The organism is Corallococcus sp. AB049A, assembly GCF_003668885.1.
GTDB classification, from domain to species: Bacteria; Myxococcota; Myxococcia; order Myxococcales; family Myxococcaceae; genus Corallococcus; species Corallococcus interemptor.
On sequence record NZ_RAWL01000319.1, the window covers coordinates 1 to 10,337 of the forward strand.

The following is a 10,337-nucleotide window of genomic DNA, read 5'->3' on the forward strand; positions in this document are numbered from 1 at the left end:
GCCTCGGAGTCCGGGGCTTTGGTGAACACACTGGGCATCTCCCTGGGCGCTACGGCTTGGGCGTTGTTCCTGGGGGCTCCGCTGGCCTTCCTCCTGTTCCGCACGGACCTGCCTTTTCGTGGCGCGTTCACCGTGCTGTTCACGCTGCCCTCCGCCATCCCCGCGTTCATCTGGGGCATGGGGTGGCTGTCACTCGCGAGCCCTCGCGCGGGCTACCTGAACCGCATGCTGGGCGCGGAGGTGTTCGACCTCTACGGCGCGACGGGCATCGCGTTCGTGGAGGGACTGTCCGGACTTCCGCTGGTGCTGCTCGCGGGGGCGGCGGCCCTGCGGCGCGTGGATCCGGCTTTGGAAGAAGCGGCCCGCATCTGTGGCGCCTCTCCGATCCGCGCCGTGCTGAACACCACCGTGCCACTGGTGCTGCCTGCTTTGTTGTCGGGCTCGGTGATGGTGTTCCTCATGGCCGCTTCGTCGTTCGGCGTGCCGTACCTGCTGGGCGTGTCGGCGTCTCCGCCCACTCGGGTCCTCACCACCCGCATCTATGAATTGGTCCTGCTGGGCAGCGAGGAGGGATTGCCGCGTGCCTCGGTGCTCGCTTCGTTCCTCCTGTTGCTCACGCCCCTGGCCCTGGGCCTGACGTGGGTGCTGGGCCGGAGCGGGCGGGTTCGATTGAGCGCGGGCAAGGGCGTGTCTCCCCGTGTGCTCGCTCTGGGTTCCTGGCGGACGGCGGCGCTTGCCGGTGTGGGCCTGGTGGGCGGCGTCCTGGTCGTGCTTCCCCTGGCGGCCATCCTGCTCACGTCGCTGCAGCGCAGCTTCGGCGCGGCGCTGACCTGGGACACGCTGACCCTGTCGCACTGGTCCGGTGTGCTTTGGGATGCTCGCACGCTGCGGGCCATGGGGCGCAGCGTGTTGCTTGCGTCGGGGGCGGGCTTGCTGGTGGTGGGGCTGGGCCTTTCCGCGGCGCTGCTTCGGCGGGCCTTCCGTCGCGGCGGCGCGGGCGTGGAGGCCATGGCGGTGTGGCCCTTCGCGGTGCCCGGCACGGTGCTGGCGCTCGCGCTGCTGGTGGCGTTCTCCCGGGACTGGCGGCTGGTGGTGCTGGACCGGTTCGCGTTCGTGCTGGCCCTGGCGCATACGCCTTGGCTGATGCTCGTGGGCTACGTGGGCAAGTACCTGGCCCTGGGGGAACGCAACAGCTCCGAGGCCCTGGCCCAGGTGGATCCGTCGCTCGCGGAGGCGGCTCGCGTTGGCGGCGCCGGACCCGTGCGCGCGTTCGTGGATGCGACGCTGCCGCTGCTCCGGCCCGCGCTCACGGTGGCCTTCGTGCTCGCGTTCCTTGCCTGCGCCACGGAGATCACCCTGTCCGTGCTGCTGGTGCCCGCGGGCTCCGAGGTCCTGGGCACGCTGCTGTTCGAGTTGCAGAGCTACGCGGACCCGGCTGCCGCGGCCGTGCTCGCTTGCGCGTTCGTGGCGCTGGTGGTCGTGGGACAGGCCGTGCTGGCGTGGGCTCGGCGTCGAGTGCCGGAGGTGCGGTGATGGCGGCCATCGTCCTGGAGGACCTGGTCAAGGCTTACGGCGGGACGCCCGTGGTGCGCGGCCTCAGCCTGCAGGTGGGGCAGGGCGAGCTGGTGTCCCTGCTGGGGCCCTCCGGATGCGGGAAGACCACGACGCTGCGGATGCTCGCGGGGCTGGAGCACCCGGACGCGGGCGTCATCCGGCTGGGAGACGAGGTCGTCGCCGGACCCGGCGTGCGCGTGCCTCCCGAGAAGCGCGGCCTGGGCATGGTGTTCCAGAGCTACGCCATCTGGCCGCATCGCAGCGTCGAGGCGAACGTCGCCTATCCCCTGGTGCTCCGGAAGGTGCCCGGACACGAGGTGGCCTCCCGCGTGCGCGAAGCCCTGCGCTGGGTGCGCCTGGAGCCATTCGCGACCCGGATGCCTCACGAGCTGTCCGGTGGACAGCTGCAGCGCGTGGCGCTCGCCCGGGCGCTGGTGGCGGGGCCCCGTGTGCTGCTCCTGGACGAACCCCTGTCGAACCTGGACGCGGCCCTGCGCGAGGAGCTGCGCGCGGAGATCGCCGCGCTGCGGGCCCGGCTGGGCACGACGCTGGTGTTCGTCACGCATGATCAGGGCGAAGCGCTCGCCCTGTCGGACCGCATCGCCGTGATGAACCGGGGCGTCATTGAACAGGTGGACACGCCCGAGCGCCTGTACCGGGAACCGGCGACGCCGTTCGTCGCGGGCTTCGTCGGCGGCGCGAACGTGCTGCGCGGGGAGACTCGCGCGGGCGCCTTCCACTGCGCGGGGACGGCCACCGTGTTCGACCTGCCCCTGGCCGCGAAGCCTGGACCGGGGACGCTGGTGGTGCGTCCGGAGGACCTGGAGCTGGGGGAGACCGGGACGCCACTGGTGCTGTCCGCTCGCCTGTTCCTCGGGCACTCGGCGGAGTACCGCTTCCCGGTGGGGGATGCGTTCCTGCGCGTCATCGGGCCCGCGCTGGAAGGCGTGCGCGCGGGCCAGACGCTCCGCGTCCGCGTGCGCAAGGCCACCGTGTTCGACGCGGGCGCTTGAGGCTTCAGTACAGCGTCGCCTTCACCCGGCCGGGCAGCTCGCGGTCGTACTCGCCGGCGTTGAAGTCCTCCGGGCTCAGCGCTTCGAGGATGGAGCCAGGGCTTGGGAATTCCGCGCGGGGGATCTGCCGGGCCGGGTCCCAGAGCCCGGAGCGGACCAGCGCGCGGCTGCACTGGAAGTAGACCGTCTCCACGCTGATGCGCAGCACGGAGCGCGGCGCCTTCCCATCGAAGGTGAAGCGCTCGAGCGTGGACGGCTCGATGACGATGCTCGCCCGGCCGTTGACCCGCAGGGTCTCGTTCACGCCCGGGACGAAGAACAGCAGCGCGACGCGCGGATCCGCCAGGATGTTCCGCAGCGAGTCCATCCGGTTGTTGCCCCGGCGGTCGGGCAAGAGCAGCGTGTGCGCGTCCTCGATGACCACGAACCCGGCGGGGTCTCCGCGCGGCGAGGCATCCAGCCCCGCAGGGCCGGACGTGGCGAGGACCATGAACGGTGAACGTTCAATGAAGGGCCGGTACGCCGGGTGGAGGTGGTCCACCTCCTTCAGCACGGACGACTTCCCGGGGACCCCGTACAGGCGTTCGAGCGTCTCCACGTCGGTCACGATCTTCATCAGGTGCGCCTCCTGAAGGCCTTTTTTAGGCCTTTGAAATGCCCATGTCACACGGGGCACCGGCTGCCTCGTCCTGGGGATGGAAGGGCACTTCGCCCCCCAGAACGAGGACCTGCACATGAAGCCCCGGATGAATCCCTTCGCGGTCGCGCCGGACGCCCTCAGTCTCATGGTGGACTTCAGCAAGAAGGTGGAGGCCCTGGGACTGGAGCCGAGCCTCTGCGAGCTCGTCAAGATCCGCGCTTCTCAGGTCAATGGCTGCGCCTTCTGCATCCACCTGCACACCCGCGACGCCCGCGCCCAGGGGATGACCGAGGAGCGCATCTACCTGCTGGACGGCTGGCGTGAGTCGCCGCTGTACACCGACCGTGAGCGCGCGGCCCTGGGCTGGACCGAGGCCCTGACGCGCGTCTCCCAGACGCACGCTCCCGACGAGGACTACGCCGCGCTCAAGCCGCACTTCACCGAGGAGGAGATCGCGAAGCTGACCCTGGTGATCAACTGCATCAACATCGCGAACCGGATCATCCTCGGCTTCCGGGTCGTGCACCCGGTGACCCCTCGCGCTGAAGCCGCCTGACCCCCGAACCCCATTTCCAGACGAGGACCCCACCATGAAGACCCGACTGAATGCTTTCGCCGCCGCTCCCGAAGCCGTCAACCTGATGCTCGAGTTCAGCAAGAAGGTGGAGGCCCTGGGGCTGGAGCCCAGCCTCCGCGAGCTGATCAAGATCCGCGCGTCCCAGATCAACGGCTGCGCCTTCTGCATCCACATGCACACCCGCGACGCCCGTGCCCAGGGGATGACCGAGGAGCGCATCTACCTGCTGGACGGCTGGCGCGAGTCGCCGCTGTACACCGACCGTGAGCGCGCGGCCCTGGGCTGGACCGAGGCCCTGACGCTGGTCTCCGAGACGCACGCCCCGGATGAGGACTACGCTGCGCTCAAGCCGCACTTCACCGAAGAGGAGATCGTGAAGCTGACCCTCATGATTGGTGTCATCAACTCCTGGAACCGGTTCGCCATCGGCTTCCGGTCCATCCATCCGGTGACCGCTCGCAGTGAAGCCGCCTGATCCGAACCCCGCGGACGTCTTCGACCCGCTCCGCCCCCGGCTGCTCCGCATCGCGTACCGGATGCTGGGCATCGTCGCGGAGGCGGAGGACGTGGTGCAGGAGGCGTATCTCCGTTGGCACCAGACGGACCGCGACGCCGTGCGGGACGCAGAGGCCGTGCTCGTCCGCACCGTGACGCGCCTGTGTCTGGACGTCCTGAAGTCCGCCCGCGTACGCCGGGAGGAGTACGTGGGCACCTGGCTGCCAGAGCCCATCATCGAGACAGTGGAGGGTGACGACTTGACGCTGACCCTGATGATGGCCCTGGAGCGCCTGTCCCCGCTGGAGCGCGCCGCGTTCCTCCTGCACGACGTGTTCGGCATGGACTTCGAGCAGGTGGCGAAGGCCATCGACCGTGACCCCGCCGCGTGCCGCCAGCTGGCCAGCCGGGCGCGGGCCCACGTGCAGGAGGCCCGGCCCCGCTTCCCCGTGACGGAGGCGAAGGGCCACGAGCTGGCCTCGGCGTTCCATGCCGCGTCGCGGAGCGGCGACACGCACGCGCTCCAGGCATTGCTGGCCCAGGACGTCATCCTGTACGCCGACGGCGGCGGCAAGGTGAAGGCGGTCCTCAATCCCATCTACGGCCGGGAGAAGCTGCTGCGCTTCTTCGAAGGGGTGTCGCGCATTCCGGCCGTGGGTTCGGCGCAGCTCGTGTACGAGGGCACCATCGACGGCCTGCCCGCGTACGTCACGATGGATGCGGATGGAATGCTGCAGACCACGGCGTTCGCCATCGAGGACGGCCGCATCGTCGCCCTCTACGTCACGCGCAACCCCGACAAGCTGAAGGGCATCCGGCGGGCGGTGGTGGGGGAGACGTCGTAGCCGGGCTTCAGCGCGCGGCGAAGGACTCGCGCGCGAAGTCGACGAAGCGGAGCAGGGCCGGGGTGCTTCCGGCCTTGCGCCACGCGATGACGGTGTTCGTCACCGGCGCGTCCTCCGGCAGGTCGATGAAGGCCACGCCGGAGTGGTGCTCCGTGTCGGGCGTGTGCGGCATGGGCGCGATGCCGAAGCCCGCGGAGACGAACCAGATCTTCGTCGCCACGTTCTGCGCGTACTGGCGCACGGCGGGCTCCACCCCCGCGTCGCGGAGCCGGTCGAAGAACCCCGCGTAGTAATCCGGTGGCGCGACGCCGGGCTCCACCAGGACGAGCGGTTCATCCCGCAGGTCCTTCCACGCCACGGCCTTGCGCTTCGCGAACGGATGCCGGGCCGGCACGGCCAGCCGGAAGGGCTCGCGGCGGATGAGGTGCGAGACGACGTCCGGCGGCATGCGCTCCCGGGGCCGCAGGATGCCCACGTCCAGCGTGCCCCGCTCCAGGGCCTCCAGCTGCCACGAGGACGGATGGTTGCTCAGCTCGATGTGGACGCCCGGCACCTTCTTCTGGAAGGCCCGGAGCATCGCCGCGAACCGGGGCGTCGCGAACGACGAGATGAGCCCCAGCACCAGCACGTCCTGTTCCCCCCGCGCCTGCCTCGCCGCGTGCTCCTGGAACCGCCGGGCCCGCTCCAGGAGTTGATGCGCCTCCGGCAGCAGTTCGCGCCCCAGCCGGGTGAGGCGCACCGCGCGGCCCTCGCGTTCGAAGAGCGCTCCGCCCAGCTCGGTCTCGAACTTGCGGATCTGCTGGCTGAGCGGCGGCTGGGCGATGTGCAGCCGCTTCGCGGCGCGCGTGAAGCTGAGCTCCTCCGCGACCGCGACGAAGTACCGCAGGTGGCGCAGCTCCATGGTCCATACGCTCCAGGTCTGGACTCCAGACCCAGGATATATTGGAAGTATGGGTGGGGGAGCGCTAGGCATCCCGCATGGAGACCTCCTCCGCCGCGCTCCCCGCCACCGTGCCCCAGGCCGCGCCCATGGACCGCCGGCTCTTGTGGACGATGACGACGGCGACCGTGCTCGCGGTGGGCAACGTCTATTACAGCCAGCCGCTGCTGGGCGTCATCGCACAGACCTTCGGGCTGTCCGCCTCCGCCGTGGGCTCCGTGCCCATGTCTTCGCAGCTGGGGTACGTGGCGGGACTGGTGCTCCTCACGCCGCTGGGCGACGTGCTGGAGAAGCGCGGCCTACTGGTGACGATGCTGGGGCTCGCGGCGGTGGCGCTCTTCGCGGCGGGCCTGGCGCCGACGTTCCCCTTGTTCCTGACGGCCTGTGTCGCCATTGGCCTGACCTCCGTGCTGGTGCAGATCCTCATCCCGTTCGTCGCGGCGCTCAGCTCGCCCGAGGAGCGCGGGAGGAACCTGGGCGTCGTGCTCAGCGCCGCGCTGGTGGGCGTGCTCGTGTCGCGCGCGCTCAGCGGCTTCGTGGCCACGCACCTGGGTTGGCGCGGGATGTACTTCGCGGCCGGCGCGACCATGGTGGGGCTGGCGATGACGCTGCGGCTGGGGCTGCCTCGCTATGAATCCTCCACGCGGATGACGTATCCGCGCCTCTTGCAGTCGCTGTGGGTGCTGCTGCGGGACGTGCCGGGGCTCCGGGCCATCGCGCTCACGGGCGCCCTGATGTACGCCGCGCTCTCCGCGTTCTGGGCATCGCTGGCGTTCTTCCTCGGCAGTGACGCGTACCACCAGGGGCCGGGGACGGCGGGCATGTTCGGGCTCATCGGGACGGTGGGGGCGCTGGCCGCGAACGTCACGGGGCGGCACGCGCAGCGCATTGGCGCGCGGAGGATCGTCCGGGCGTGCATCGTCACCATGCTGGCGGCGTTCGGTGTGTTCGCTCTCTTCGGCACGGTGTGGGCCGGGCTCATCGCGGGCGTGGTGTTGCTGGACCTGGGCGCGCAGGCCGCCACGGTGTCCAACCAGACGGAGCTGTACCGCCTGCATCCCACGGCGCAGACGCGCCTCAACACGCTCTACAAGATGTTCTACTTCGTAGGCGGGGCCTGCGGTTCCGCGCTGTCCGCCATCGCGTGGGACCACGCGGGCTGGCGGGGCGTGTGCGCGGTGGGCGGTGGGTTCCTGGTCATCGCGCTCGTGTGGGAGCAGCTCCAGGCGCGGCGGGCCGCGGCGGCTCCTGCCGTCACTTGACGAAGGCCTGGAGTCCCACTGAGCCATGCGGGGTAGGGTGCGGCGCATGTCGCCGCACCCCCGCCGCTTCCTCGCTGAGCCGTTGATCCTCGTGATGCGCCACCTGGAGGCGCTGTTGCCGTCCGGTCCGGTGTCCATCGAAGTCCCGGATCCGGATCTGGGGCACGGGCGCTATCCCGGCGAGCGCGTGGAGGGCGGTTTGGTGCACCGGCCGCTGCGGAGCTGGTGCGACCTGGCGGAGGGGCTGTCCTGCCGCCTGCGCACGCCGCGCGTCGTGGATGCGACGCACGTGCGGCTCACGTTCGAGCCGCTGGGTTCGGAGGCGTCGTGGCACGCGGGCGGTGGAGCGCGCACGGAGGCGCCGCAGGAGCGCTACGGCGCCTCGTCCGACTTCGCGCGCGTCCGGAAGTTCGAGGACGCGGGCTTCCTGGTGCCATGGCTGGAGGCGGTGGGACGGCTGTCGCTGCCCGCGGGCGCGAGGCTCCTGGACCTGGGCGTCAACCGGGGCGATGAGCTGGCCGCGTTCGCGGAGGTGGAGGGCATCCGCTTCGTCGGCGTGGACCACAGCGCGAGCGCGTTGGCGGAGGCACGCGCGGCGTTTCCGGATCCGCGTCATGCGTTCGTGCAGGCGGATTTGAACGCGCTGCCGAAGGAGCTGGGCCGCTTCGACGCGGTGGTGTCGGTGGGCACGCTTCAGAGTCCGGGCGTGGATGATCGGGCGCTCCTGCGCCAGCTGGTGCAGGAGCACCTGGAGCCCAGGGCCGCGCTGCTCCTGGGCTTCCCCAACTCACGCTTCCGCGACGGAGAGGTCGTGTACGGCGCGCGCGTGCGCAACCTGAGCGAGCCGGACCTGTCGCTCCTGGTGAAGGACCTGTCGTTCTATCGCCGCTACCTGCACCAGCACGGCTTCCGCACGTTCCTGGGCGGCAAGTACGACCTGCTGCTCACCGCCGTTCGCGCTCCAGATTGAGTCTACTTCGCCACCTTGGCGCGCAGCTTCTCCAGCGTCTGCGCGAGGCGGCGGGCTCGCGTCTCTTCCTTCTTCGCCTCGGTGAGCGCCTTCACGAACTCCTTGCGGTGCGTGAAGGCGAGCTTCGCGAAGACGTCCGCCAGCGCGGGCTCCGCGTCCAGCGCTCGCTGGAGGTCCTCCGGCACTTCAATCTCCCGAGGTGCCGTGTCCCGCTCCAGCGTGATGCTCAGCATCGCGCCGTCCTCGATGCCCGCGGCCTCGCGCACCTCCTTGGTGAAGCCCAGGTAGGTGAGGCCGCCGTACACCATCAACCGGCTCCGGAAGGGCTGACCGTTGACGGTGCCCACCACGGGGGGCCGTGCCTCGCCGTATTCCTCGCGGCTGTCGAACGGACAGCGCACGAACCGGCCTCCCACGTCATTGGCGACCTCGAGCTTCGCCTTGAACTTGCGCGCGGCCATGAGCGTGTCCCCGGTCTACGGCTTGACGAACTTGAGCGCGAACCGGTCGCTCGTGCCCCGGCGCTCGCCCGCGGCTCCCGGGCTGGAGTTCCAGTCGCGCGTGTCCTCCGGGTTGCGCCAGGTGTTGCTCTCCTCCTGGAGCTTGAAGCCCGCGGCCTGCACCTCGTCACGCACCAGCTGCTCGTCGATGCGGTGCAGCGTCTGGCCCTCGGTGATGCCCGTGCCCGGCTTCGCGCTGGAGTCGAGGATGACGTACACGCCGCCCGGCTTGAGCGCCTGGAACACGGCGGCGTTCATCTTCGCCCGGTCCACGCCCAGCCATCCCGCGTCGTGGTAGATGATGTGGCTGACCACCGCGTCCAGCGTGCCGTTCAGCTCGGGCGGGAAGGGCGCGTCCAGCTCGCGGTCCAGGCGCTCCACGTTCTGGTTCACCGGCCGCGCCAGCCGCTCCTGCCACGGCTTCTCCGCGAACCTCTCCAGGACGATCTTGGGGTTCTCTCCGTACACCTTGCCCGTGGGGCCCACCGCGCGCGACAGCAGCTCCGTGGTGTAGCCGCCGCCCGCCATCAGCTCCCCGACGTGCATGCCGGGCTTCACGCCCACGAAGTCCAGCAGGGCCGCGGGATGACGGCCCGCGTCCAGCTTGCGGTCCGCCTCCGGGCGGTCCGGCGCGTCCACCAGCGCCTGCGACGACACGGCCGCCGGCTGCGCCTGGGTGGAGGACGCCGGAGTCGTGGGCGTCGAGTGGGAACAGCCCGCGAGGGCCAGGAACGATGCCGCCATCAGTGCGTTGCGCATGGGCGATCCATATCGCCCGCGCCCAGGCCTGCCTTCCGAAAAAGGCGGACGCCCGGAGGGTGTCCAGGCGCCCGCCTGCGCTCAGAGGACGGCGTGCATCACGGTCCGGTCACCTTGATGTTGTCGATGGCCACGCCGCAGACCTTCATGGATGTGATTCCCGGTGGGCGTGCGAATGACTTCACGAACGATGCGGGGGCTGGCTTTCAGGCAACCTCGTGAGCGGCCCGGGCCCAGCGCACGCCTTCCAACCCCAGGCTCCGCACCTCGGCCTCCATGAGCGCGCCGTACTGTTCATCGACCCACTGTCGGAAGTAGGTGTCCGGCGCCGCGAGCACCAGGCGCCCGTCCTCGACTCCCACCGCGCGGGCCTTGCCCAGCCACGACAACGCGTACCGCTTGCCCTGGGCGCGCAGGCCCTCAAGACAGTCACTCCAGACGCGAGCCGCTTCCGTGGACGGGGCTTCGTCCGTGACGGGTCCACCGGACAGGTCTGCGCCTTCCTCCGCGCCGTCCTCCAGGGGCGGGACGTAGCGCGTCCACACGCGGGGCGAGCAGAACGCGAGCACGGTGCCCGCGGGCTGCCGGGTCCGGCCCCAGTCGGACTGGAGGTAACCCTGGCAGGCCGCCTGGAGCCGGGCCTCATCGCCGTCCACGCCGCGCAGCGCCTGGGCGTACCAGTCCGCCCAGCCGGCGGGTGGCTTCTCCCGGGGAACCCCCCGGAAGGCCCTGGCCCGGGCGTCCTGGAAGGCGTCGAAGAACGCCGCCGCACGGGCGGCCAG

At 70.6% G+C, this 10,337-nt stretch carries 12 protein-coding genes; 7 read left to right on the plus strand and 5 right to left on the minus strand.

Annotated elements, in window-relative coordinates; all coding sequences use genetic code 11:
* Both D7X55_RS28050 and D7X55_RS28055 read left to right on the plus strand, forming a co-directional pair.
* A partial coding sequence (locus tag D7X55_RS28050) for an iron ABC transporter permease (protein WP_147470236.1) occupies positions 1–1,533 on the plus strand: 1,533 nt, incomplete at its 5' end.
* Complete coding sequence (locus D7X55_RS28055; RefSeq protein ID WP_199747187.1) at positions 1,533–2,567, plus strand: ABC transporter ATP-binding protein; 1,035 nt, start codon at positions 1,533–1,535, stop codon at positions 2,565–2,567. The genes D7X55_RS28050 and D7X55_RS28055, both read left to right, overlap by 1 nt.
* 4 nt (positions 2,568–2,571) lie before the next feature.
* Here D7X55_RS28055 and D7X55_RS28060 read toward each other — a convergent pair whose 3' ends face one another.
* Positions 2,572–3,183, minus strand: coding sequence for a pyridoxamine 5'-phosphate oxidase family protein (locus D7X55_RS28060; RefSeq protein ID WP_120552877.1), 612 nt, complete (start codon positions 3,181–3,183; stop codon positions 2,572–2,574).
* Between the two features lie 118 nt (positions 3,184–3,301).
* Between D7X55_RS28060 and D7X55_RS28065 the strand changes: the two genes are divergently transcribed.
* Genes D7X55_RS28065 through D7X55_RS28075 form a run of 3 tightly spaced genes read left to right on the plus strand, consistent with a single transcriptional unit; the run spans position 3,302 to position 5,124 of the window.
* Positions 3,302–3,763, plus strand: a complete 462-nt coding sequence (locus D7X55_RS28065) for a carboxymuconolactone decarboxylase family protein (RefSeq protein ID WP_121724663.1) — start codon at positions 3,302–3,304, stop codon at positions 3,761–3,763.
* A gap of 34 nt (positions 3,764–3,797) precedes the next feature.
* Positions 3,798–4,259 (plus strand): carboxymuconolactone decarboxylase family protein, encoded by a 462-nt coding sequence (locus tag D7X55_RS28070; protein WP_121724658.1) that lies wholly within the window; start codon positions 3,798–3,800, stop codon positions 4,257–4,259.
* Complete coding sequence (locus D7X55_RS28075) at positions 4,246–5,124, plus strand: sigma-70 family RNA polymerase sigma factor (RefSeq protein ID WP_120552878.1); 879 nt, start codon at positions 4,246–4,248, stop codon at positions 5,122–5,124. Before D7X55_RS28070 ends, D7X55_RS28075 begins: the two co-directional genes overlap by 14 nt.
* Before the next feature lie 7 nt (positions 5,125–5,131).
* Here the strand turns inward: D7X55_RS28075 and D7X55_RS28080 are convergent, their stop codons facing one another.
* Positions 5,132–6,025, minus strand: coding sequence for a LysR family transcriptional regulator (locus D7X55_RS28080; protein ID WP_158616333.1), 894 nt, complete (start codon positions 6,023–6,025; stop codon positions 5,132–5,134).
* A gap of 77 nt (positions 6,026–6,102) precedes the next feature.
* Here D7X55_RS28080 and D7X55_RS28085 point away from each other — a divergent pair, with 77 nt between their 5' ends.
* Both D7X55_RS28085 and D7X55_RS28090 read left to right on the plus strand, forming a co-directional pair.
* Positions 6,103–7,326, plus strand: coding sequence for an MFS transporter (locus D7X55_RS28085; protein WP_121724660.1), 1,224 nt, complete (start codon positions 6,103–6,105; stop codon positions 7,324–7,326).
* Between the two features lie 46 nt (positions 7,327–7,372).
* Positions 7,373–8,296 (plus strand): bifunctional 2-polyprenyl-6-hydroxyphenol methylase/3-demethylubiquinol 3-O-methyltransferase UbiG, encoded by a 924-nt coding sequence (locus tag D7X55_RS28090; protein ID WP_121724661.1) that lies wholly within the window; start codon positions 7,373–7,375, stop codon positions 8,294–8,296.
* A 2-nt stretch (positions 8,297–8,298) separates the two neighbouring features.
* On the opposite strand, the gene D7X55_RS28095 is transcribed toward D7X55_RS28090, so the two are convergent.
* From D7X55_RS28095 to D7X55_RS28105, 3 genes are all read right to left on the minus strand, one after another.
* Positions 8,299–8,757 carry a YdeI/OmpD-associated family protein gene (locus D7X55_RS28095; RefSeq protein ID WP_121724662.1) on the minus strand — a complete coding sequence of 153 codons (459 nt, stop codon included), beginning with the start codon at positions 8,755–8,757 and terminating at the stop codon, positions 8,299–8,301.
* 15 nt (positions 8,758–8,772) lie between these two features.
* Positions 8,773–9,555, minus strand: coding sequence for a class I SAM-dependent methyltransferase (locus tag D7X55_RS28100; RefSeq protein WP_120552883.1), 783 nt, complete (start codon positions 9,553–9,555; stop codon positions 8,773–8,775).
* 206 nt (positions 9,556–9,761) lie between these two features.
* Positions 9,762–10,337, minus strand: a 576-nt coding sequence (locus D7X55_RS28105; protein ID WP_304988905.1) for a DnaA N-terminal domain-containing protein, incomplete at its 5' end; no start/stop codon positions are given.

Excerpts from the sequence above, each read along its gene's own strand:
- D7X55_RS28055 (WP_199747187.1), top strand. The coding sequence starts at position 1,533 with ATGGCGGCCATCGTCCTGGAGGACCTGGTCAAGGCTTACGGCGGGACG.
- D7X55_RS28060 (WP_120552877.1), bottom strand. The coding sequence starts at position 3,183 with ATGAAGATCGTGACCGACGTGGAGACGCTCGAACGCCTGTACGGGGTC.
- D7X55_RS28065 (WP_121724663.1), top strand. The coding sequence starts at position 3,302 with ATGAAGCCCCGGATGAATCCCTTCGCGGTCGCGCCGGACGCCCTCAGT.
- D7X55_RS28070 (WP_121724658.1), top strand. The coding sequence starts at position 3,798 with ATGAAGACCCGACTGAATGCTTTCGCCGCCGCTCCCGAAGCCGTCAAC.
- D7X55_RS28080 (WP_158616333.1), bottom strand. The coding sequence starts at position 6,025 with ATGGAGCTGCGCCACCTGCGGTACTTCGTCGCGGTCGCGGAGGAGCTC.
- D7X55_RS28085 (WP_121724660.1), top strand. The coding sequence starts at position 6,103 with ATGGAGACCTCCTCCGCCGCGCTCCCCGCCACCGTGCCCCAGGCCGCG.
- D7X55_RS28090 (WP_121724661.1), top strand. The coding sequence starts at position 7,373 with ATGTCGCCGCACCCCCGCCGCTTCCTCGCTGAGCCGTTGATCCTCGTG.
- D7X55_RS28095 (WP_121724662.1), bottom strand. The coding sequence starts at position 8,757 with ATGGCCGCGCGCAAGTTCAAGGCGAAGCTCGAGGTCGCCAATGACGTG.
- D7X55_RS28100 (WP_120552883.1), bottom strand. The coding sequence starts at position 9,555 with ATGCGCAACGCACTGATGGCGGCATCGTTCCTGGCCCTCGCGGGCTGT.